The sequence below is a fragment of the Kushneria aurantia DSM 21353 genome, from assembly GCF_000382245.1.
Classification (GTDB): domain Bacteria; phylum Pseudomonadota; class Gammaproteobacteria; order Pseudomonadales; family Halomonadaceae; genus Kushneria; species Kushneria aurantia.
Genome location: NZ_KB907872.1, coordinates 1 through 22670, shown reverse-complemented (window position 1 = coordinate 22670; position 22670 = coordinate 1). Strand labels below are relative to the sequence as shown.

At 63.5% G+C, this 22670-nt stretch carries 20 protein-coding genes and 1 pseudogene; 5 read left to right on the top strand and 16 right to left on the bottom strand.

Annotated features, from left to right (window positions below; genetic code table 11):
• From H146_RS0109310 to H146_RS21350, 4 genes are all read right to left on the bottom strand, one after another.
• The gene (locus H146_RS0109310; protein ID WP_156826764.1) at nucleotides 1-783 is read right to left on the bottom strand and encodes a Na(+)-translocating NADH-quinone reductase subunit C; all 783 of its coding nucleotides are present in this window, start codon (nucleotides 781-783) and stop codon (nucleotides 1-3) included.
• Nucleotides 780-2009, bottom strand: coding sequence for an NADH:ubiquinone reductase (Na(+)-transporting) subunit B (locus tag H146_RS0109305; RefSeq protein ID WP_019951607.1), 1230 nt, complete (start codon nucleotides 2007-2009; stop codon nucleotides 780-782). Before H146_RS0109305 ends, H146_RS0109310 begins: the two co-directional genes overlap by 4 nt.
• Nucleotides 2009-3370 (bottom strand): Na(+)-translocating NADH-quinone reductase subunit A, encoded by a 1362-nt coding sequence (locus H146_RS0109300; RefSeq protein ID WP_026351872.1) that lies wholly within the window; start codon nucleotides 3368-3370, stop codon nucleotides 2009-2011. The genes H146_RS0109305 and H146_RS0109300 overlap by 1 nt, the downstream gene beginning before the upstream one ends.
• A gap of 385 nt (nucleotides 3371-3755) precedes the next feature.
• A complete protein-coding gene (locus H146_RS21350; protein ID WP_019951605.1) occupies nucleotides 3756-3932 on the bottom strand; it encodes a hypothetical protein in 177 nt (58 codons plus the stop codon).
• Between the two features lie 497 nt (nucleotides 3933-4429).
• Between H146_RS21350 and mfd the strand changes: the two genes are divergently transcribed.
• Together mfd and H146_RS0109285 are read left to right on the top strand one after the other, a co-directional pair.
• Nucleotides 4430-7885 (top strand): transcription-repair coupling factor, encoded by a 3456-nt coding sequence (mfd, locus tag H146_RS0109290; protein WP_019951604.1) that lies wholly within the window; start codon nucleotides 4430-4432, stop codon nucleotides 7883-7885.
• A gap of 96 nt (nucleotides 7886-7981) precedes the next feature.
• Complete coding sequence (locus H146_RS0109285) at nucleotides 7982-8287, top strand: BrnA antitoxin family protein (RefSeq protein WP_019951603.1); 306 nt, start codon at nucleotides 7982-7984, stop codon at nucleotides 8285-8287.
• A gap of 58 nt (nucleotides 8288-8345) precedes the next feature.
• Here the strand turns inward: H146_RS0109285 and H146_RS0109280 are convergent, their stop codons facing one another.
• The 3 genes from H146_RS0109280 to nagZ form a co-directional block, all read right to left on the bottom strand.
• The gene (locus H146_RS0109280; protein ID WP_019951602.1) at nucleotides 8346-8882 is read right to left on the bottom strand and encodes a hypoxanthine-guanine phosphoribosyltransferase; all 537 of its coding nucleotides are present in this window, start codon (nucleotides 8880-8882) and stop codon (nucleotides 8346-8348) included.
• Between the two features lie 43 nt (nucleotides 8883-8925).
• Nucleotides 8926-10260 carry a mechanosensitive ion channel family protein gene (locus tag H146_RS18980; RefSeq protein ID WP_019951601.1) on the bottom strand — a complete coding sequence of 445 codons (1335 nt, stop codon included), beginning with the start codon at nucleotides 10258-10260 and terminating at the stop codon, nucleotides 8926-8928.
• Nucleotides 10261-10467: 207 nt separating this feature from the next.
• Nucleotides 10468-11511, bottom strand: coding sequence for a beta-N-acetylhexosaminidase (gene nagZ / locus H146_RS0109270; RefSeq protein ID WP_019951600.1), 1044 nt, complete (start codon nucleotides 11509-11511; stop codon nucleotides 10468-10470).
• Between the two features lie 109 nt (nucleotides 11512-11620).
• Here nagZ and lexA point away from each other — a divergent pair, with 109 nt between their 5' ends.
• Nucleotides 11621-12250: a transcriptional repressor LexA gene (lexA, locus tag H146_RS0109265; RefSeq protein WP_019951599.1), complete on the top strand. Its 630-nt coding sequence runs from the start codon at nucleotides 11621-11623 to the stop codon at nucleotides 12248-12250.
• Nucleotides 12251-12326: 76 nt separating this feature from the next.
• On the opposite strand, the gene H146_RS0109260 is transcribed toward lexA, so the two are convergent.
• The 4 genes from H146_RS0109260 to H146_RS0109245 all read right to left on the bottom strand — a co-directional run bounded on the left by H146_RS0109260 (nucleotide 12327) and on the right by H146_RS0109245 (nucleotide 16116).
• On the bottom strand, nucleotides 12327-12566 hold the full coding sequence (locus tag H146_RS0109260; RefSeq protein WP_019951598.1) for a hypothetical protein: 240 nt from the start codon (nucleotides 12564-12566) through the stop codon (nucleotides 12327-12329).
• Nucleotides 12567-12647: 81 nt separating this feature from the next.
• Nucleotides 12648-13106 (bottom strand): DUF6586 family protein, encoded by a 459-nt coding sequence (locus tag H146_RS0109255; RefSeq protein ID WP_019951597.1) that lies wholly within the window; start codon nucleotides 13104-13106, stop codon nucleotides 12648-12650.
• The gene (gene topA, locus H146_RS18975; protein WP_019951596.1) at nucleotides 13103-15823 is read right to left on the bottom strand and encodes a type I DNA topoisomerase; all 2721 of its coding nucleotides are present in this window, start codon (nucleotides 15821-15823) and stop codon (nucleotides 13103-13105) included. Before topA ends, H146_RS0109255 begins: the two co-directional genes overlap by 4 nt.
• 83 nt (nucleotides 15824-15906) lie before the next feature.
• Nucleotides 15907-16116, bottom strand: coding sequence for a hypothetical protein (locus tag H146_RS0109245; RefSeq protein WP_019951595.1), 210 nt, complete (start codon nucleotides 16114-16116; stop codon nucleotides 15907-15909).
• Between H146_RS0109245 and pyk the strand changes: the two genes are divergently transcribed.
• Nucleotides 16115-17584, top strand: coding sequence for a pyruvate kinase (gene pyk / locus H146_RS0109240; RefSeq protein ID WP_019951594.1), 1470 nt, complete (start codon nucleotides 16115-16117; stop codon nucleotides 17582-17584). The genes H146_RS0109245 and pyk overlap by 2 nt on opposite strands.
• Before the next feature lie 82 nt (nucleotides 17585-17666).
• Here the strand turns inward: pyk and H146_RS0109235 are convergent, their stop codons facing one another.
• Both H146_RS0109235 and H146_RS0109230 read right to left on the bottom strand, forming a co-directional pair.
• Nucleotides 17667-18590, bottom strand: a complete 924-nt coding sequence (locus H146_RS0109235; protein ID WP_019951593.1) for a DUF429 domain-containing protein — start codon at nucleotides 18588-18590, stop codon at nucleotides 17667-17669.
• A gap of 5 nt (nucleotides 18591-18595) precedes the next feature.
• Entirely contained in the window at nucleotides 18596-19216 is a 621-nt protein-coding gene (locus H146_RS0109230; protein WP_019951592.1) for an NUDIX hydrolase, read from the bottom strand.
• A gap of 131 nt (nucleotides 19217-19347) precedes the next feature.
• Here H146_RS0109230 and H146_RS0109225 point away from each other — a divergent pair, with 131 nt between their 5' ends.
• Complete coding sequence (locus H146_RS0109225; RefSeq protein WP_019951591.1) at nucleotides 19348-20364, top strand: zinc-binding alcohol dehydrogenase family protein; 1017 nt, start codon at nucleotides 19348-19350, stop codon at nucleotides 20362-20364.
• Nucleotides 20365-20430: 66 nt separating this feature from the next.
• Here the strand turns inward: H146_RS0109225 and msrQ are convergent, their stop codons facing one another.
• From msrQ to H146_RS0109210, 3 genes and pseudogenes are all read right to left on the bottom strand, one after another.
• Entirely contained in the window at nucleotides 20431-21045 is a 615-nt protein-coding gene (gene msrQ / locus H146_RS0109220; protein ID WP_019951590.1) for a protein-methionine-sulfoxide reductase heme-binding subunit MsrQ, read from the bottom strand.
• Between the two features lie 15 nt (nucleotides 21046-21060).
• Nucleotides 21061-22071 (bottom strand): protein-methionine-sulfoxide reductase catalytic subunit MsrP, encoded by a 1011-nt coding sequence (gene msrP, locus H146_RS0109215; protein ID WP_019951589.1) that lies wholly within the window; start codon nucleotides 22069-22071, stop codon nucleotides 21061-21063.
• 392 nt (nucleotides 22072-22463) lie between these two features.
• A pseudogene (locus H146_RS0109210) lies at nucleotides 22464-22670 on the bottom strand (integrase core domain-containing protein); the annotation flags it as partial.

Here is a 22670-nt window from a genome sequence, read left to right as displayed (position 1 = left end):
TCAGGCCCCCTGCGAAGTGTCACGAAAGCGTGCCAGATAGTTGGCGAAGCCTCGTTCGCCCATCCAGAACTGCAGCATGTTGGTAACGCCATTACTGGTCAGGGTAGCACCCGAGAGCGCGTCCACCTTGTATTCGGCATCCGGCGTGCTGCTGCTGACGCCACCCTTGACCAGCCGAATGGCGGGATCCATGCTGCCCGGCGGATAGATCTCCTTGCCGGGCCACTGCGCCTTCCAGCGCGGATTGTCGACCTCGCCGCCGAGCCCCGGCGTCTCTCCCTGAGAGTAGTAGGAAAGCCCCACCACGGTGTTGCCATCACCCTCCAGCGCCAGATAACCCAGCATCAGCGACCACAACCCCTGGCCGCGCACCGGCAGAATGATCTCGTCAGGGTTTTCGGGATCGCCAACCAGATAGACCGTGGCATAGTTCTCGAGGCGCCCCAGCCCGGCGGGATCGGCACCGCTGAGAGTACGCGACTGCGCCGGATCCTGAGCGGCGGCAAGCTGATTGTAGGTGTCAGGATTGACATTGTCAGCGTATTCGCCGGTTTCCAGATTGACCACTCGCGGAGTGATCTCGCTGAACTGCTGGGCAATGCTCTGGCCCGGCTGCAGCAGATTGGCCACCTGCAAAATGTTGGTTTTGCGGTCCAGCTCCTGGTTCTGCTGCTGAATGGGCCGCAACGCCACCGCAGCGGTGGAAACCACCACCGAGCACACTACGCAAAGCGATAGTGCAACGATGATGGTTTTTCTGGTGGAGTTGTTGGCAGCCATCAGGCGACCTCCTCATCCCGCGACGGCATCAGACGCTTCTGCCGTCTTTTGATATTGGCCTGCACCACGAAGTGGTCGATCAGGGGCGCAAACAGGTTGGCAAACAGAATTGCCAGCATGATGCCTTCCGGGAAGGCGGGGTTGGCGACCCGGATCAGCACCGTCATGAAACCGATCAGCGCGCCGAAGATCAGCTTGCCGGTGTTGGTCATCGAGGCCGATACGGGGTCGGTGGCCATGAACACCATGCCGAAGGCAAAACCGCCGATCGCCAGATGCCAGTACCACGGCAGGGCGAACATCGGATTGGTATCGGAGCCGATCAGATTGAACAGCGTCGAGGTAACCACCATGCCGACGAACACCCCGGCGATGATGCGCCAGGAGGCGATCCGGGTCCAGATCAGTGCGACCCCGGCGAGCAGGATCAAAAGCGTCGACGTCTCCCCCACGCTACCCTGAATGAAGCCGAGAAAGGCGTTGATCCAGGGCGTTTGCTGGACCAGTTGATCGACGCCCCCCTGAGCGGCGGTAGAGAGCGCAGTGGCGCCACTATAACCGTCCGCCGGCACCCAGACGCTGTCGCCGGAGAGCTGCGCCGGATAGGCAAAATAGAGGAAGGCGCGGCCGGTCAGTGCCGGGTTGAGGAAGTTCTTGCCGGTGCCGCCGAACACCTCCTTGCCGATTACCACACCAAAGGTAATCCCCAATGCCACCTGCCACAGCGGCACGGTAGCCGGCAGAATGAGCGCGAACAGCACCGAGGTGACAAAAAAGCCCTCGTTGACCTCGTGGCCGCGGCGGATGGCGAACAGCACCTCCCAGAAACCGCCGACAATGAAGGTCACCGCGTATATCGGCACAAACCAGGTGGCGCCCAGTATGAAATTGGCCCAGATGCTTTCCGGATTGTGTCCACCGGCCAGCGCCATCACGATCGCTTCACGCCAGCCGCCCATGTCGCCGAAGCCCTGGGCGATCGCCACGTTGGCCTGCAGGCCAACGTTATACATGCCGAAGAACATCGCCGGAAAAGTGAACAGCCAGACCGTAATCATCACCCGTTTGAGATCGATGCCATCACGAACGTGAGAGGTGGCACTGGTCACCGAGGGCGGCGTATAAAAGATGGTATCGACCGCTTCATAGAGTGCATAAAAGCGCTCGTATTGACCACCCTTGTGAAAGTGCGGTTCAGCCTTGTCGAGGAGTTGACGGATCCCCATCATCAGACCTCTTTTTCGATGGTTGTCAGGTTGTCACGCAGAATCGGGCCGTACTCGTATTTGCCCGGGCAGACATAGGTACAAAGCGCCAGATCTTCCTCGTCGAGTTCGAGGCAGCCAAGCTGCATCGCCACTTCGATATCGCCGACAATCAGCGAACGCAACAGCTGGGTCGGTAGAATGTCCAGCGGCATGATCTGCTCATAGGCACCGATCGGCACCATGGCACGCTCGGAGCCGTTGGTACTGGTATTGGGCCGAAATGAAGCCGGTTTGGTGATACGCGACAGATAGATGCCGGTGCTCGAGTGACGATCCAGTCCCAGCGACAGCCAGCCGAACAGCGCCCGCTTGCGGCCCTCCTCGAGCAGCGACAGCTGGTTGTGATAGCGCCCCAGATAGGCCGTGGCACCGCTGGCGGTAGAGCCGCCGAATACCGAACCGGAGATAACCCGAACCTCGCTATCGGTACCGATCTCGCCCTCCAGCAGCTCATCGAGACTAGCGCCCAGGCGGGTTCGCATTAGTCGCGGGTTGGCCGCCGCCGGGCCGCCAACGGCCACGACTCTACGCGTATCGAGCCGGCCGCTGGTGAAAAGCGTGCCGATCGCCATGACATCCTGATAGCCCAGGTGCCACACCTGACGACTGATCCCCACCGGCGACAGAAAGTGAATATGCGTTCCCGGCAGCCCGGCCGGATGTACGCCGCCAAAGCTCTCCTGCTGCACGCCGGTGACATCGCCACCGGGTATTTCGGCATCGGGCGCCTTGCAGACGTAGACCTTGCCCTCGGTGAGGCGCTTCAACACCTTCAGACCGTTAACGAAGTCGTCGCTGCGCTCACTGATAATCGATGCCGGGTCGGCACTCAGCGGATGGGTATCGATGGCGGTGACGAAGATATTGAGCGGCTGCTCGGTAAGCGCCGGCACGCGGGAAAAGGGGCGCTTGCGCAGCGCCGTCCAGAGCCCGGAGGTCACCAGCCGCTCGACGACATGGTCGCGCTCGAGGCCTTCCAGCTGCGCGGTCTCCACCGGGTCGAAGAGCGCGGCACTGTCACGCTCCTGCGTGTCGTCGACGCGAATGACCACCGACAGCAGACGACGCTTTTCGCCTCGGTGGATGGCCACAACCTCACCGGCTGCCGGCGCCACGTAACGTACGCCCTCGGTCTTTTTGTCGGTGAAAAGCAGCTGGCCAAGCGATACCCGGTCCCCCTCCTTCACTTCCATGGTGGGTCGCATACCGATGTAGTCGGGCCCCAGCACGGCGACATGCTTCACTGCCCGGCTGTCATCGATCTGCTGTGAAGAAGGTACACCCGCGATGGGGAGATCCAGGCCTCGTTTGACTTCGATCATAGTCTCGCCCAGTAGTCGAATCTGATGCTGTTGTGCAGGAAGCGCGTTTTTGCGCGCGGGATGCCGATAATCGGCCCGCGGCTCCCCGGGGTTCAGGATCAATCAGATGGGATGATTCGGCGATCCGCGAAGCGAACCGTTTCTTTTAATGCAAATGAGCCAGCGCATTATAAAGTCTGAGGATACGAAAAACTACTCGATGCCTGAGTAATGCTGCCCTCTGCATAACCGATCGCGCCTGACTCATACCAAAGTCTAAAACCCGGCGGACACACCCTACGGTCGTGCACAACCTGACACGTTTTGCACCCGGAGGAAACATAAAAAAACGCCGCGACCGCAGGAAGCGATCGCGGCATCCAGATGCCGGGCCAGGACGTGCGCCTTACCGCTCCTGCTGGCGGGCAAAGGCCTCGGCGGAATCAGGGAAGGATGGCAGGCCGGCGTGTGCCATATGCTGCACCAGGCGGATCACCTGAGCGCTGTAGCCGAATTCGTTGTCGTACCAGACGTAGAGCACCACGTTGCAGCCATCGACGATGCTCACCTCTTCGTTACTCACCCGGCGTTTCCTTTTTGACTGCGATACCCAGCAGCGCCTGCCCGACAGTGATCCGCCATACCCCGTGGCTGCTTTGCGCAGCGCTTTATAAATCCCTTTTTCAGGGTCGGATTGCCAAACCGGATTCGCCGGCGACGATCGGTTCCAGCGGCACTGTTACGGGCCCTCTCTCGGCAGCTGCAATGCTTCGAACACCGCCCAGCTCTCCGCTGGCGCAGAGGGCAGCGGCGGCCTCCGACAGGGCAGCATTATCCTGAAGGGCCAGCGCCCGCTACAACGTTCGTATAGTCGCAACCAGTGTAGCCGGACTACACTGCATCCCCGCTATGGCGCCATCCATGTCCTGCCAACAGCGCCGCGCCACTGTCTGCAACCCGCCTGTTACTGCCGATTCGATCAATCCCGCCAGGGCGGTTAGAATGCGAGCCTCGTTTGCGTCACACAGTGCCCGCCACGATACTTCTGTCATTTTCGTTACCGGAACTCAAAGCCACGTAATGGTCTCGCAAAGCTCGCAGATTACGCCCCTCGATCCGCCCGCTCTTTCCCCGGCAAGGGAAGCCACGCGCTGGCAGATACCTCACGGCAGCGCCGACGCGCTGACCATGGCACGGCTTGCAGCACGCGGTGAAACACCGCTTCTGATCGTCACTCCCGACTCGGCCAGCGCTCAGCAGCTGCTGGCGGCACTGCGCTTTTACAGTGATCGCGAGGTGCTGCTGTTTCCGGACTGGGAAACGCTGCCCTACGACAGCTTTTCACCTCATCAGGACATCGTCTCCGAGCGTCTGCGCACGCTGCGCCGGCTGCAGCGCGACCCGAACGCACTACTGGTAGTACCGGTCAATACCCTGATGCAGCGCCTGCCGCCCGGCGACTATGTCGCCATCCAGGCGCTGCAGCTGGCGGTTGGCGACCGCCTCGACCGACAGCACTTCAGGGATCAGCTGCACAGCGCCGGCTATCGCGCGGTAGAGACGGTTTATGAGCCCGGCGAGTACGCCTTTCGCGGCGCGCTGATCGACCTCTACCCGGTCGGCAGCGAGCAGCCGCTGCGTATCGACCTGTTCGATGACGAGATCGACACCCTGCGCACCTTCGACCCGGATACCCAGCGCTCCGCCGAGCGCATCGACCAGGTCGAACTACTGCCGGCCCACGAGTACCCGCTCACGCCGGAGGCGATCGCTCGCTTTCGCGAGGGCTTCGAGACCCTGTTCGACGTCGACCCGCGCCACTGCCCGCTCTATCTCGACGCTCTGCAGGGCATCCCCTCGCCCGGGCTTGAGCAGTATCTGCCGCTTTTTTTCGAGACCACCGCCAGCCTGCTCGATCACATTGGCGACAATACGCGCTGCGCCCTGCTGCACGGCGTCTTCGAAGCTGCCGAGGCGCACTGGCTGTCGATCGCCCAGCGCCATGAAAACCTCGGCGTTGACCCGACTCGCCCGCTACTGCCGCCGGCGCGCGCTTTTATCCCGGTGGCCGAACTGTTCGGTGCCATCAACCGCTGCCCGCGACTGCAGTGGCGCCGCGACGGCGAAGGGCGCGTGGTGACGGGCCGCGCTCTGCCCGAGGTGGCCATCGACGCCCGATCCTCGACCCCGCTGGCCGCGCTGAAAGGCTTCATTGACGCCAACCCCGCTCAGCGCGTGCTGTTCGTGGCAGAGTCGCGTGGTCGACGCGAGGCGCTGGAGGAGTCACTGACGCCGCTGGGCCTGGAGCTCGCCGACAGCGACTGGCACGGCTTTATCAGCGGCGAGGCGCACTACGGGCTGGCCGAAGGCGAGCCGGAAAGCGGCCTGTGGCTCGAGGATGACGGCGTTGTGGTACTGACCGAGACCGAACTGTTCGGTGAGGTGGTGCGTCAGACGCGGCGGCGCGCCAAAGCCACCAACGATGGCGAGATGGCGATCCGTCATCTTTCGGAGCTGCGCGAGGGCGCCCCGGTGGTACACCAGAGCCACGGCGTGGGGCGCTATCTGGGGCTTGACACCCTCAACGCCGGCGGCACGCCGGCAGAGTTTCTGACCCTGGAGTACGCCGGCGGCGCACGTCTCTACGTGCCGGTCGACAGCCTGCACCTGATCTCACGCTACGCCGGCGCCAGCGACGAGTCGGCGCCGCTGCACAAGCTGGGCAGCGACCAATGGGAAAAGGCCCGCCGCCGCGCCGCCGAAAAAGTGCGCGACAGTGCCGCCGAGCTGCTCGACATCTATGCTCGCCGCGAGGCGCGCGAAGGCTTCGCCTGCGAGGCACCGGGAGATGAATACGCCCGTTTCGCCGCCGACTTCCCCTTCGAGGAAACCCCCGACCAGCGCATGGCGATCGACGCCGTAATCCACGACATGACCTCGAAACAGCCGATGGATCGGGTCGTGTGCGGCGATGTCGGTTTCGGCAAGACCGAAGTGGCGATGCGCGCCGCCTTCCTCGCCGTGCAGTCGGGCCGCCAGGTGGCGGTACTGGTGCCCACTACCCTGCTCGCCCAGCAGCACTACGACAACTTCCGCGACCGCTTTGCCGGCACCGCTGTCAATATCGATATTCTGTCGCGCTTTCAGGGTGGCAAGCTGCAGTCGCAGACGCTCGAGCGCCTCGGCGACGGCCGCGCCGATATTGTCATCGGCACCCACAAGCTGCTGGGCCGCGAAATGGCCTTTGCCAATCTTGGTCTGGTGATCGTCGACGAGGAGCACCGTTTCGGGGTCAATCAGAAGGAGAAGCTCAAGGCGCTGCGCGCCGAGGTGGATATTCTGACCCTGACCGCCACGCCCATTCCACGCACCCTGTCGATGGCGATGAGCGGCATGCGCGATCTGTCGATCATCGCCACGCCGCCGGCGCGGCGGCTGTCGGTCAAGACCTTCGTGCAACAGCGCAATCAGTCGGTTCTCAAGGAGGCGATTCTGCGCGAGCTGCTGCGCGGCGGCCAGGTCTACTACCTGCACAACGAGGTTCGCACCATCGAGTCGAGCGCCGACAAGGTGCGCGAACTGGTGCCCGACGCTCGCGTCGGCGTCGCCCACGGCCAGATGGCGGAGCGCGCGCTGGAACGGGCGATGTCGGATTTCTACCACAAGCGCTTCAACGTACTGGTCTGTTCCACCATCATCGAGACCGGCATCGACGTGCCCAGTGCCAACACCATCATCATCGAGCGCGCCGACAAGTTCGGCCTTGCCCAGCTACACCAGCTGCGCGGGCGTGTGGGACGCTCCCACCACCAGGCCTACGCCTATCTGCTGACACCGCCGCCAAAGCAGATGACCGGCGATGCCAGCAAGCGGCTGGAGGCGATCAGTCAGGCGGAGGATCTGGGCGCCGGCTTCACCCTGGCCAGCCACGACCTTGAAATTCGCGGTGCCGGCGAACTGCTCGGCGAGGAGCAGAGCGGCCAGATCGAGACCATCGGCTACAGCCTCTACATGGAGATGCTCGACCGCGCGGTGAACGCCATCAGAAGTGGCAAAACGCCCAATATCGAGGCGCCCATGGCGGACAGCATCGAGATCAGCCTCGGCGTGGCAGCCCTGATTCCGGATGACTACATTCACGACGTTCAGCAGCGGCTGATCATGTACAAGCGCATCAGCAACGCCACCAACGATGGCGACCTGCGCGAGCTGCAGGTGGAGATGATCGACCGCTTCGGCATGCTGCCGGAGCAGGTCAAACACCTTTTCCGTCAGGCGTCGCTGCGGCTGCGCGCCGAAAGACTGGGAATCACGCGGCTGGAGGCCGGCGACCGGCGCGGTCGGGTGCAGTTCGGCAGCGAGACCCTGGTTGAACCCATCACGCTGGTAGAGATGATCCAGAAGGCACCCGATCGCTACCGCCTCGATGGCGCCGACACCCTGCGTTTCGAGACCCCGATGGAGGATGCCGAGTCCCGTTTTGTCGAGCTTGAAGGCCTGCTGGAGCGCTTCAATAAAAAGGCGCAGGCGGCGTAGCGAAGCGCGAATCCGGGACTCGAGGCGGGATATTGCTTCCAACCATTATGACGCCGCGCGAAGGAAATCGCCGCATCATCAGTATGAGGAAAGCCAATGAGCGCGAACAGCAGGGATACCGAGACCGACTGGGTCGATATTGATGAGGCGCCCGAGCTGACCGACGAAGATTTCGAGCGCGGTATCTGGTCGAAAGGGAAAGAACCTGTCGAGGAGATCGTACAGCGTGCAGAGCATGCCAGACAGAGCGGCCGCCCTCGTCTTACAGACCCCAAACAGCAGATAACGCTTCGACTTGACCCCGATGTCGTGGCTACTTTTCGGAAGACCGGCCCCGGCTGGCAGACGCGCCTCAACCAGGCATTGCGTGTCTATCTGGAGGAGCACGGTGCTCCCGACTGAACCCGGCCGGCCATGGCGTGCAGCCCGGTCAGCATACCCCACTCGCACTGCTTTTGCGTCATAGCCCCCGCGGCGCGAAAATTCCCGGTGCGTTGCGCCAGTAGCCCTTGTAGTCCATGCCGAAGCCGAATACGTAGCGGTCTTCCACCTCAAGGCCGCAGTAGTCGGCTCTGAGCCCGGGCACCGCCTTGCGCTGATGCTGTTTCTCCACCAGTACCGCACTGGAAACGCTTGCCGCACCGGCGCGGCGGCAGTAGTCGATAATGGCCGCCAGTGTCGTGCCCTCGTCGAGAATGTCATCGACGATCACCACGTGGCGGCCGCTCATCGGTACTTCCGGCGACACCCGCCAGAACAGCTCGCCACCGCGCAGCTCGCTGCGGTAGCGGGTGGCGTGCAGGTAATCGACCTTGAGCGGAAAACCGAGCCGGGTCAGCAGATGGCCGGTAGTGATCAGGCCGCCGTTCATCACGCAATAAAAGACCGGCAGACGCTCGCTCAGATCGGCGCTGACGCGCGTCGCCATGTCGTCCAGCGCCCGCTCCACGGCGGGCAGTTCGAACAGGCAGTCGGCGTCAGCCATCAGCCGCGTCATGTCCTGTCTTTGCGCTCTGTGCTCAGAGTCGCCGGTCGGAGTCTCAGCCATCGCCTTCTGCATCACTCTGTTCGTCACTCTCAAGGGGCGCTCGTTGCCCCGCGTTGCGGCGCCGCTGGCTGCCGCGCCGAGCGTCATCGGCTTCGCCATGCTGGCGGCTATTGTCATCCGACTCAAGCGCTTCCTGATCCCGCGCCTGACGCAGCTTTATCTCATCGGGTAGATACACCCTTGAAGCAGGCGTTGCCAGCTCGGCGCCGTGGCGGTAGATGATATCGCGCACCGCCAGCAGAATATGCTGCTTTGCCTCGTTGAAACGCTGCCAGTCGATCACCCTGGTGAGGGCATAGATCATGATATTGATCGAGGTGTCAGCAAAGCCGTTGACGGTAACGGTAATCAGCTCGTCGTTTTCGATATCGTCGTCGCGGCCGAGCATGTCGGCAATATCACGGGTGATCGCCTCTACCGCGTGGGCGTCCTGATAACGTACCCCGACAGTCTCCCACAATAGCCTGACGTGCATGCGCGACGGCGTTTCCACCACAATATGGCTGAACACGGCATTGGGCACATAGATGGGCGGGCCGGCAAAGGTGCGAATACGCGTCAGTCGCCAGCCGATATCCTCGACCACGCCCTCGATCTCGCGGTCCGGCGAACGGATCCAGTGGCCGACCCGAAAGGGCTTGTCGAGGTGGATGACCATGCCGCCGAAGAAGTTGGCCATTACATCGCGGGCGGCAAAACCGATCAGAATGCCGCCGACCCCGCCGAGCGCCAGCAGGCTGGATACCGACACGCCGAGCATCTGCAGGCCGACAAGCGTTATCGCCAGCAGGGTCAGTGAGCCGACGATCTTGGTGATTGCCGAGGCAGAGGTTTGATCGACGCCCTTCGCATGAGAGTTGCCGGGCGGAAAGACCAGCCGCTGCTCGAGGCGTTTCATCAGCCGCACTTCGGTCCACAGCAGCATCGCAAGCGTGATCAGGCCGAAAGCGAGCGCGGTGTAGGGAGTGACACCCCCGGCCTCCAGCGCCTGGGCGGCCAGGGTCAGAATCGCGCAGATGCCTGCCAGCCACAGCCACACCCGCAGCGGCCGGCGCAGCCCGTGAACCAGTGCATCGTCCCAGCGCCGCGGACTCTTCGACAGCCGGCGCTCCAGCCGGCCGAGCAGAAAATAGCAGAGCAGATCGAGCAGCAGTACCACCGCCGTCACGCTGAGAATGGTCAACAGCCAGCCCGGCAGCCCGAAGCTGGTGGCGGCCCACTCGCGGACACTGTCGAGTTGCTGCTGCCAGTACTGGGTGGCGTCATTGCCGGAAGATGCCAGCCGACCGGCTGCTGAGGCCCGGTCGCCATTCGACTCCTGCGTCATGTCTAACCCTGATCACTGAATATGGGTAGGCGATGGCCCTGCACTAGCAGCCTGTCGGGCTTGACCGGTCGTCGCGAAAACGACGGATCTTGAGCCGGTTTCATCGCTCGGATGAGGCAAATAGCCCCGCTATTTAACGATTCCGAGCGATGAAACTGGCCAAAAGCCCGGGGTTTGCAGCCGATCAGCGTTAAGTCCGACAGGCTGCTAGCCTGCCATCAAGGGCGCCAGCCGCTGGCGTATATCGTGCCAGCGTGGCCGGGCCTGCAGTGCCGCCATATCATCGGCGCGGCCGCTAAAGCGTAGACGCTCAATACGTTTTTTCTGCGCCGAAGTCATCTGATAGCCATGCAGTGTCCGGCGCGCCTGTGCGCCACCCTCGGCATCGTTACACAAAAGCGCCATATCGCAGCCGGCGGCGAGCGCCGCGGTTACCCGCTCGCCCGGTCCGCCGGCAATGGCAGCCCCCTTCATGTTGAGATCATCGGACACGATGGCGCCATCGAAGCCGATATCCTGGCGCAGGTAATCGAGCCAGCGCGGCGAAAAACCGGCCGGCTGTTCATCAACCGCGGTGAAGCGCACATGCGCCGGCATGACACCCGCCAGCTGTGGTGCCAGCTGCCGAAAGGGGATCAGATCGTGCGATGCCAGCGCCGCCAGCGAGCGTTCATCCTCGGGCAGTACCCGATGAGAATCGAGGGTCACGCCGCCGTGGCCGGGAAAGTGCTTGCCAACCGCCGCCATACCGGCCTCATCGAGCCCCTCGATAAAGGCGCCGGCGAGGGCCACCACGCGCTCCGGGTCGCTGGCGAAAGCGCGGTTGCCAATTGCCGGGCAGCGTGCATCGTCGAGATCGAGCACCGGCGCGAAGGAGAAGTCGGCCCCGCAGGCGGCCATCTCCATCGCCAGCAGCCAGCCGATATCACGGGCCAGCGCCAGCGCCTGCTGCGGGCGGTGACGATGCAGTTCGCCCAGCGCCGCCATCGGCGGCAGTGCGGTAACGCCTTCGCGCAGGCGCTGTACCCGGCCGCCCTCCTGGTCGATGGCGATCAAAAGCCCGGGGCGGCAGCGACGCAGCTCGTCGCACAGGGCGCGCATCTGCGCGGCGCTCTGCAGGTTACGCGCAAACAAAATGATGCCCGCCAGGCTCTCGTCGCTGCACAGCCAGTCGCGCTCTTCATCGCTGGGCCACTGGCCCGCGATATCGCACATCAGCGGGCCGGAAGGCGCCGTCGCCATGTCCGGCATCAATTCAACTCCCGGTGTTATGAAAAAGCTTTACGCATCGCGCCGGTTTGCATCACGGCAACGACTGGATACAATCACATACTGTATACATCGACAATGGCGACTGCCCATGACCCAAACGCTGACCGCACGCCAACAGGCCGTATTCGACTTCATCGTGCAGACCATCGATGCGCTCGGCTACCCGCCAACCCGTGCCGAAATTGCCGCGGCACTGGGCTTTCGCTCCCCCAACGCGGCGGAAGAGCATCTACGTGCACTGCGCCGCAAGGGGGTTATCGAAATGATCCCGGGCACCTCGCGCGGTATTCGATTGGCCCATCAGGGCGACGAGGAGAGCGACACAGGTCTGCCGGTGATCGGCGAAGTGGCCGCCGGCAGCCCGGTGCTGGCCGCCGAGCATATTGCGCGCTACTGCCCGATGCCGGCCGACTTCTTCGCACCGCGGGCCGATTATCTGCTGCGCGTGCGCGGTCTGTCGATGCGCGACGCCGGTATTCTCGACGGCGACCTGCTGGCGGTGCATCGCACCAGCGAGGTACGCGACGGCCAGCTGGTAGTGGCACGCCTCGAGGACGAGGTGACTGTCAAGCGCTTCCAGCGCCGTGGCAGCCGGGTCAGCCTGATTGCCGAAAACCCCGATTTCGCCCCCATCGAGATCGACCTCGAGCGCCAGCCACTGGAGATCGAAGGCATCGGCGTAGGCGTCATTCGCGGCGGCGACGGCAGCACGCTCTGATTCGCGCTGTGCCGCCTGCGCCGTCAAAAGCCGACAGCGCCCTGCGGGGCGCTGTCGGCTTTTTATAGCATCACACTCAGTGAATGGCGGCGGGCACGCTCTCTTCTCTGTCGCCGTCGTTGCCCAGCAGCGAACGCTCGATCAGATGGTCAAGCATCTCCCGCGCCACGTCGAAGCGGTGATGACGCAGCATCTCCAGCGTCTGCGACGAGAAGCTGATGCTGGCCAGCGGCTCCCCCTCTTCCCCATCCGCCGAGCGCAGCACAAAGCGGCCATCATCGAGTTCAACGATTTCCAGTACCGATGTATCTGTCATGAACCACCGTAGAGAAACAGCTTAAAAGGGGCGCCGGCTGCAAGGCCGGGCGCCCCCTGAATATTGAACGAACAGGGTATTCTACCACTCGTGGCTGGTCTCGCGTAGCTGCGGCAGCAGCTGGCGAAAGGCCTCATGGCACGCCAGCAGCTCGCGACCCAGCGCCGGGTTGAGGCTGGTGGCAATGGTACGCTCGCGACGACCGTGCCGTGCCGCGCCCTCGGCGGTGTGGAGATGGTCGATATGCCCCAGCAGCCGGCTCAGCCAGCTGTCGGGGCGCGCCATCAGCTCGCGTAACTGCTCGATCTCGGCGACACGCCCGGGTGGATTGACCAGCACCTCGCGCCAGGGCATGTCAGGCCAGCGGCAGGTATGGGCGATCTCGCGCACCAGGCTCTCCAGAGCCAGCGCCAGCATCGAAAGCGCCCCCTCCTCCAGCGCCATGCGCCGCGCTTCGCCGTGCTCGTCGCTGCCCGGCGGCACCTCGAGCATCAAAAGCGCCTGATAGAGCAGCTGGTTGGTGCGGCCCTGATCGCTCATGACGCCTGCCTGCCGCCCTTTTTGCCGCCGCTGCCTTTACCGCTGCCGCCCTTGCCGGCACTGCTTTTTTTCCCACTGCCCTTGTTTTCACTGCCCTTGCTGCCTGATTCGACCTCCCAGCTGCCGTCCTGCCAGAACGCTTTCCAACCGGTCGCCTTGCCCTCATCCTCGGTCAGCAGGTACTGGCTTTTGGTCTTGCGCGAAAAGCGGATCTGGGCCGGGTTGCCGGCACTGTCGGCTTCGGGCGCCTCGAGCATGTAGTGGTACTTCTCGGGCAGCTCGGCGGCATGGGCCTTGAGCTCCTTCACCAGCGGCGGGCGGGTTTCGCGATTTTTGGGGAACTGACTGGCAGCGAGGAACAGACCGCTGGCGCCGTCGCGCAGCACATAGTGATCCTCGACCTTCTGGCAGGCCAGTTCCGGCATCGGGATGGGGTCCATCTTGGGCGGTGCCGGCTCACCGCTGCGCAGCAGCTTGCGGGTATTTTTGCAGTCGTCGTTGGTGCAGGCGAAGTATTTGCCGAAACGCCCGGAGCGCAGCTGCATCTCGGCGCCGCAGCGGTCGCACTCGATGGTCGGCCCCTCGTAGCCCTTGATACGAAACTGACCCTGCTCGATCTCGTAGTAGCCGTCGTCGTCGTTACTGATATGGATCTTGCGCGTCTCGTCGATGAGATAGCTGTCCATTGCCGTCCCGGTGTGCGGATTGCGCCGTTTGGCGCGCAGGGCGTCGGTCTCGGCGCTCTCGTCGGCATCGGCAGGCACCGCCTCCTCGCCGGGCAGCAGATCGATAGTGGTCTTGCAGCGCTCTTTGGGCGGCAGGTTGTAGCCCGAGCAACCGAGAAAAACCCCGGTCGAAGCGGTGCGAATCTGCATCGGCCGGCCACAGCTGGGACAGCTGATATCGGTCTCCACCGGCATATTGGGGCGCATGCCGTCTTCCGTCTCGGCGTGTTCGAGACGGGCGTGAAAATCGCCATAGAAGCTGTCCAGCAGCTCACGCCAGTCGCGCTCGCCGCCGGCCACCCGGTCGAGCTCATCCTCCATGCGGGCGGTAAAACCGTAGTCGAGCAGGTCATGGAAGGACTCCACCAGCCGGTCGGTGACGATCTCGCCCAGCTTCTCGGCGTAGAAGCGCCGGCTTTCAAGCTGCACGTAGCCGCGCTCCTGAATGGTCGAGATGATCGCTGCATAGGTCGAGGGGCGACCGATGCCGCGCTTTTCGAGCTCGCGCACCAGGCTTGCCTCGGTGTAGCGCGCGGTGGGCCGGGTAAAGTGCTGCTTCGGGTCGAGCGCGACAAGTTCCAGCGCGGTGCCTTTTTCCAGGTCGGGCAGCGCCTGATCCTCCTCGCGCTTGCCGCCGGGTTTCTGCACCCGCGTCCAGCCGTCGAACTTCAGCACCCGGCCGCGGGCGCGCAGCTCGAAGGGGCCACTCTCGACGCTCAGGGTGGTGGAGAGATACTGCGCCGGCACCATCTGACAGGCGACGAACTGGCGCCAGATCAACTCATAAAGGCGTTCGGCGTCGCGCTCCATACCGCTCAGAGCGTCACCCGAGAGGCGCACGTCGGTGGGACGAATCGCCTCGTGTGCCTCCTGGGCGCCCTCCTTGCTGGCATAGCGGTTGGCCGACTCGGGCAGATAGCGGCTGCCCATCTCCTCTTCGACGTAGCCACGCGCCATCTCGATGGCGTCCTGTGACAGATTGGTCGAATCGGTACGCATATAGGTGATGTAGCCCGCCTCGTAGAGACGCTGCGCCAGCGTCATGGTCTTCTTGACCGAAAAGCCGAGACGGCCGCTGGCGGCCTGCTGCAGGGTCGAAGTGATATAGGGCGCGCCGGGCTTGCTGGAGGTGGGACGATCCTCGCGGCCGGTGATCGAAAGCGCGGCGTCGCGTAGCGGCGCCATTGCCTGCTCGGTCTCCTGCTGCGAGCCGGGGCGAAAGTTGTCGCCGTTGAGACGCGCCAGTTCAAAGCGGATGCTGTCGCCGGAGGCACTTTTCAGATCGGCGTGAACGTCCCAGTACTCCTCGGGCACAAAGGCGCGAATCTCGCGCTCGCGCTCGACGATCAGACGCACCGCCACCGACTGCACGCGGCCGGCGGAGAGGCCGCGGGCGACCTTGTTCCACAACAGCGGCGAGACCATGAAGCCCACCACGCGATCCAGAAAGCGCCGCGCCTGCTGGGCGTGAACGCGGTCGAGCTGTAGCTCGCCGGGATCCTGGAAAGCCTGCTGAATGGCGTTGCGGGTAATCTCGTTGAAGACCACTCGACGGTAGCGATCGCTGTCACCACCGATGGTCTCGCGCAGGTGCCAGGCGATCGCCTCCCCCTCACGGTCAAGGTCGGTGGCGAGATAGACGGCGTCGGCTTTCTCGGCCAGTTTCTTGAGCTCGTCGACCACCTTCTCCTTGCCGGGCAGTACCTCATAGTGTGCTTCCCAGCCGTGCTCGGGATCGACGCCCATGCGGCGGATCAGCTGATCGTGCTGTTTCTGCTTCTGAAACGCCGCCTTCTCATCGGCCGACATCCTGCGCGTTGCCGCCGCCTGGCGCGCACGCTCGGAGGGGTCAGCGGCCTTTTTGCCGCTACCACTGGTGGGCAGATCGCGAATATGGCCCACGCTCGACTTCACGATGAAATCGTTGCCGAGGTACTTGTTAATGGTCTTGGCCTTGGCCGGCGACTCGACGATCACCAGTGACTTGCCCATAGGTCTCCATCTCTTTTACCGGTGGTACCGGATCATGTCTCTTCGGCCTGTGACGCAACACCGCATGCGCTCGAAATTTGCGCTTACCCTACCCTGGCACCGGCGCCGGCGCTACAGGCCACCGATTCACCGCTCGGTACACCGGATGTCGCGGCGGTCATCGTTCCCTGCAGTGTGGATAGCCTCGACAATAGCACGACCATCGCCGAGACTTTGAACACCAGCATCGCACCCGAACCCGTCGTAAAGGTATAGTGAAGCACTACCGACACCGCATCAGGAGAGTCCTTCATGTCGAGAACGTTCCATGATCCCATCCGCCGCACCAAGATTGTGGCGACCCTTGGACCGGCCAGTGACCGGGAGGGGGTCCTGGACGCCATGGTCAGGGCCGGCGTGGATGTCGTGCGACTCAATTTTTCCCATGGCAGCGCCGACGATCACCGCCGCCGAGTCGCGGCAGTGCGCGAAGCGGCCGGGCGTCAGCAGCGCAACGTGGCGATCCTGGGCGATCTGCAGGGCCCCAAGATTCGCATCGCACGCTTTGCCAACGGACCCGTCGAGCTTTCCAACGACAGCAAATTCGTCATTGATGTCAGCCTTGGCCGCGATGCAGGCGATCAGCACCAGGTCGGCTGCGACTACAGGGAACTGGCCGACGATGTCGACAGCGGCGACGTCCTGCTGCTCGACGACGGCCGTATCGAACTGGAAGTCGAGCAGGTCGAAGGCTCGCGCATCGAGTGTCGTGTCAAGGTGGGGGGCAAGCTCTCCAATAACAAGGGCATCAACAAGCAGGGCGGCGGTCTGTCGGCGGCGGCGCTGACCGACAAGGACCTCGAGGACATGAAAACCGCCATCGACCTGGAGGTCGATTTCCTCGCCGTCTCCTTCCCACGCTCCGGCGCCGACATGGAGCGGGCCCGCGAACTGATGGGTGAGGCGGGACAAAACATCGCCCTGGTCGCCAAGGTCGAACGCGCCGAAGCGGTCGCCGACGCCGACACTCTGGACGGCATCATTCTCGCCTCGGACGTGGTCATGGTCGCCCGCGGCGATCTCGGCGTGGAGATCGGCGATGCCCAGCTGATCGGCGTGCAGAAACGCATGATCGCCCGCGCCCGCACGCTCAACCGCGCGGTGATTACGGCGACGCAGATGATGGAGTCGATGATCGAATCGCCGCTGCCGACCCGCGCCGAGGTGTTCGACGTCGCCAACGCGGTGCTCGACGGCACCGACGCGGTAATGCTGTCGGCCGAGACGGCCGCCGGCGAATTCCCGGTGGAAACCATCCAGGCGATGAACCGCTGCTGCCTTGGCGCCGAGCGCGAGCGCGCGGCGCAGAAATCCAAGCACCGCATGAGCGACGAATTCCACCGCGTCGACGAAACGGTAGCGCTGTCGGCGATGTACGCCGCCAACCATCTCGAGGGCGTGGCCGCCATCGCCTGCCTGACCGAGACCGGCTATACGCCGCTGATCGCCTCGCGCATTCGCTCCGGGCTGCCCATCGTGGCGCTCTCGGCCCACCCGCGCACCCTGCGCCGCATGGCGATGTATCGCGGTGTGCTGGCGATCGAGTTCAATACCGACGACATGCCCAACGGCGAAGTCAACCAGCGCGCCGTGGCGGAGCTGGAAAAGCGCAGCCTTGCTTCGCCGGGGGACTACGTCATTCTCACCCGCGGCGATCATGTCAGTGCCCAGGGCGGCACCAACGCCATGAAGATCGTACAGGCCGGCCAGCAGGTGGGGTGAGCCAGATCGCCACGGGTCTCGATAACGGGCCGCTCGCTTGAGCGGCCCCTTAGGTTTCAAGCCCCCTTACGTTTCAAGCCCCTTACGTTTCAAGCCCCAGTATCCACCCCTCGAGCAGGCGCTGCGGATCATTCAGCCCTGGCTCGGCCCCCATGCGCCCCTCGACAATCGCCACCATCAGCACCAGCCCCAGCAGGGCGTCGAAATCGTCCTCGCGTGCCGGTGAGGGACCGAAGCCCGCAACCATTTCCCGTGCCAGGTCGGCATCGAAAGTGATCGGCAGATCGAGCGCCAGCAGCGCACGGCCCACCGCGGCGCGGTCCGCCTGACACCGCTTGCTCTGTCCGGGTTTCAGCGCCACCCCCAGCCGCCGTGCGGCCAGGCTCGGCCAGCTCTCCGCCAGCACCGGCCGCCCGCCACCGGCGAGCGTTGAAAGCGTGCCATCGAAGGGCCACAGCGCCGCCCCCGCCCTTCTGGCCGGCGCAATCACCTCGCGCCAACCCGAAAGCGCCGCCTTCCCCACCTGCGCAGCGCCCAGCGTCCAGAACAGCGGCGTTGGACGACGCCCCGTGATAGTGCGCTCGCAGTGGCGATAGAGATCGTCGAAATCGTCGAGCCCCAGCGCCTCGACCAGCTGCCGGCGGCGTACGCCGACCAGCCCGCGACGCGGAAAGAAGGGGCGCTCGAGAGCGACATCGGCGGCGCTGTCAGCCACTGTGTCGAAATCCACCCAGCGCCCCTGCCCCATCGCTGCCAGCAGGGTGTCGAAGCGCTCGAGCCCGGCGCGACGTGCCCAGCGCGCCGGCACGCCGATGGGAAAATCGAAGCCGACCAGCGTTGGCGGCTGATCCGGCACCATCAGCGCCGCCGTCCAAATGCTCGTGTCGCCCGGCGTGACCGGTATCGACAGACGCCAGCCGCCCCCTTCACGGGTCGCCTCGGCGACCCGTCGCTTGCGCCCCTGCAGACTCCAGTCGGCGTGCAGCAGGCGCTGAAAAGGAGACATGGCGCTCAATCGCTGTAGATGCCCGGTGCCCCCGAATTGTAAAAGTCGAGACACTGGTGGATATCCTCGGCCAGCGTTCTGCCCTCGGAAAGCGGCGGCAGATCATCGACATCGAAAAAGTCGGCGGCATCGGTCTCATTGTTGACGACAAACTCACCGCCCAGGTGATCGCAGACGAAAAAGAGCTTGTAGATGTGGGCCGGCGAATAGTGGCGATAGGGGTGGCGCGAGCGGTCCTTGAGCATGGCAAGGCGCGGCTCACCGACGCGGTGGCCGGACTCCTCGTGTATCTCCTTGACCACCGCCTCCTTCGGGCTTTCAGTGACATCGGCCCAGCCCCCCGGCAGGGTCCAGCAGCCGTCCTTGATCTCGCGCACCAGCAGCACCCGCCCCTGTTCGAACACCGCACCGCGCACGTCCACTTTGGGCGTGGCATAGCCATGATCGGGAATGAAAAAGTTCTCGACCCGCTCGATCGGCGTATCGGCCAGCGCCGCGAACATCTCATTGGTCAGCGTCTCCAGCTGACGATAGCGCTCCAGCTCATACTTGTTGTCGGTATAGGTCTGGCCGGTCTGGGCAATGGAGCGGAGTTTGCGGGCAAAATCGACCCAATCCTGTGACATTTTTGACACTCCTCAAGTGGCCGGCATCACGTCGGCACAGTGCTCTGCTGGCATAGGCCGGCGCCATGGTCCAGATTTGATACTGTCATTTATAGAGCGCTGAACGCGCCTGTGTATCGAAGAGGATAGCAATGAAAGCCATCACCACCCGTGGCGCCGTTGACATTCAAAAGCCCGGCGCCTTCGAGCAGAGCGACATCCCGCGGCCCGAGGTGCAGGGCCGCGATGCGCTGGTGCGCATCGAAGCGGTGTCGGTCAATCCGGTCGACACCAAGGTGCGCGCCGGCGCCCTTGGCGAACTGAGCGAGCCGACCATTCTCGGCTGGGACGCGGTCGGTACTATCGAGGCGCTCGGCAGCGACGCCGAAGGCTTCAGCGTTGGCGACCGGGTCTACTACTCGGGCGAGGTCACCCGTCCCGGCAGCAACGCCCAATACCAACTGATCGACAGCCTGCTGATGGCCCGTGCCCCGCAGAGTCTCGAAGTCGAGGAGAGTGCTGCCCTGCCGCTGACCGCCCTGACCGCCTGGGAGGGGCTGTTCGACAAGCTGCGCCTGACCCGCGACACCGGCGCCCACGGCGAGCAGACACTTTTGGTCATCAACGGCGCCGGCGGAGCGGGCTCGATCGCACTCCAGATGGCGCGCCAGCTCACCGGTATTCGCGTGATCGCCACCGCCTCGCGGGAGCACTCGGCGCAGTGGTGCCGCGATATGGGCGCCCATGATGTGGTCAATCACCACGATCTGGTCAAGGAGATGGAAAATCTCGGCGTGGCGCAGGTCGACTACATCTTCAACTGCCACGATATCGGCGTGCACTGGGACAACATGGTGGCATTGATCAAGCCACTGGGCGAGATCGTGGCCATTGCCGAGACCCATAAAACGGTCGATCTCAACGCCCTGCAGCCCAAAGCGGCCAGCTTCCACTGGGAGTTCATGTTCGCCCGTCCGCTGCACGATATACAGCGCCATTTGCAGGGCCGGGCGCTCGCCACCATCGCCGGGCTGATCGACGAGGGCCGGCTGCGCAGCACCCTGGGCGAGATCATCGGCCCCCTCAGCGTCGACAATCTGACGCGCGCTCATCGCCTGCTGGAAGAGGGTCATGCCACCGGCAAGCTGGTGCTGACGGCGATGGAATAGCGCGTCAGATTTCGCGCCAGGCATCACGACGCCGCAGCACAGCGCTGCGGCGTTTTGTGTGCCATCTCAGCCGCGTCGGGCCACTCCTCGGCGCGGCCGTACTCTGCTCAGCCGGCGCGACACGACAGGAATCCGCAGCGCCATCAAAAACGCCGCCACCAGCGCGTAGTTGAGCCACTCCCCCATATCGGCCCGTACCACCCAGAAAAAGTGCAACAGCACCAGCGCCAGTGCGGCATAAACCATGCGATGCAACGCCTTCCAGCGTTTACCAAGGCGCTTCATCGCGTAGCGGTTGGAGGTCACAGCCAAAGCCAGCAGCATCAAAAGCGCCGCAAAGCCGACAATAATGTAGGGGCGCCGCACCAGATCATCGCCCAGCGCCGAGAAATCGAGCCCCAGAATGAACAGCAGGTAGCAGAGCAGGTGCAGCACCGCATAGCTGAAAGTCCACAGCCCTAGCTGACGCCGCACCAGTGCAAATCCCTTCCAGCGCGTGAGTTTCATCAACGGCGTCAGCGACAGCGTCACCAGTAGCAGAATCAGCGCCGTGACGCCGAAATTGAGCAGCAGATACTGCCCGGGCTCCGGTCCGCCGTTGCCGCTGTAGACCTGCCATGCATACCACGCAAAGGGACACAGAGCGGCGGCAAACACCGCCAACCGCCAGGCCAGTAGCATCAGCGCCTCACATCCTCAGTAATATTTCTGCAGGTCCATGCCGCTGTACAGCGAGGCGACCTGGTCTTCATAGCCGTTGAACATCTGCGTATCGATCATGTTGGGACTGAACAGGCTGTTGGGCAGGCGCCGCTCCCGTGCCTGGCTCCAGCGCGGATGGTCGACATCGGGATTGACGTTGGAGTAGAAGCCGTATTCGCGAGGGTTGATACTGCTCCAGGCGGTGGCCGGCTGATCCTCCACCAGCGAGATGCGCACCACCGACTTGATGCTCTTGAAACCGTACTTCCAGGGCACCACCAGCCGCACCGGTGCGCCGTTCTGGTTGGGCAACGAGCGGCCGTACATGCCTACGGTCAGAAGCGTCAGCGGATGCATCGCCTCATCGAGACGCAGCCCCTCCTGGTAGGGCCAGTCGATATAGGCGAAACGCGAGCGCTGCCCCGGCATCTCGGAGGGCCGCTCCAGGGTCTGAAAACGCACGAACTTCGCCTTCGAAGTGGGCTCGACGCGCTTTAGCAGGTCGGCCAGCGGCACGCCCAGCCAAGGAATCACCATCGACCACGCCTCGACGCAGCGCAGTCGATAGATGCGCTCCTCCAGCCGGTGCTCGCCCAAAAGCTGATCGACATCGAATGTTCCAGGGCGACCGACCTCGCCGTCGACCTCGACAGTCCAGGGCTCGGTGGTCAACTGGCCGGCATTTTCGGCCGGATCGCGCTTGTCGGTGCCGAACTCGTAGAAGTTGTTGTAGTGGGTGGCATCACCATAGGGGGTGATCGTGTCATCCGCGCCGGCGGTCACCGCCTGCCACGCGACGTTATCGAAACGGCGGGTAAACCAGGGCGGGCCGCTGCCCTCCTCCACCTCGTCGTAGTTCGACGCTGCCAGCGCACCGCGCGGCAGCGCGGCGGCCATACCAAGGCCGGCAGCGCCGGCCATGAAACGGCGGCGGGCGTGATAGATGGCTTCGGGAGTGACGTCGTTTTCGCCGAGGGTGCGGCGGTCACGCAAGCGGATCAGCATACGCAGCTCCGTTGATGTCCTGTAAGGTTACAGACCGTTAACGCACAATATAGTTTCACCCAACGCAAGCCGGAAATTATCTCTTTCGATAGCCGGGATTGGCCTTTAGGCCTCTCGGCGGGGCCCTGCAAACACGAACGCCCGCATAAGGCAGACGTTTTATGCGCGGCGCCACCGCAGGCTGCGGAGTGGACCCAAAACGCACCAGCATTACCGATAAATTCGCCGGTTTCCAGCAGTTCGACCGCCCATACTCCCCATCCTCTTTCGGAAATTAGCGCTTCACAGTTTTCCGCCAGGGAATCGCTTTCCGAGGGCTTCAAGGTGCCAGAAAAGCACTTCATGACCCGAGGATCAGCAGATATGGCGGCAAATTGTAGTGGTCAAGTAATTCAGGCCACTGTCTTTTGAGTCTTCCAATAGAGCTGCTCAGCCACATTGGGCGGCAGCCCATCATTATGCTTGTGGGGCCGGAGAGCACTGTAATAGCCGATCAGATAATCCGTGATTGACCGCTTCGCCGAGACAAAGCACGAATAACCGATCTCCGGTATCCATTCCGTTTTCAAGCTTCTGAAAAAGCGCTCTGTCGGGGCGTT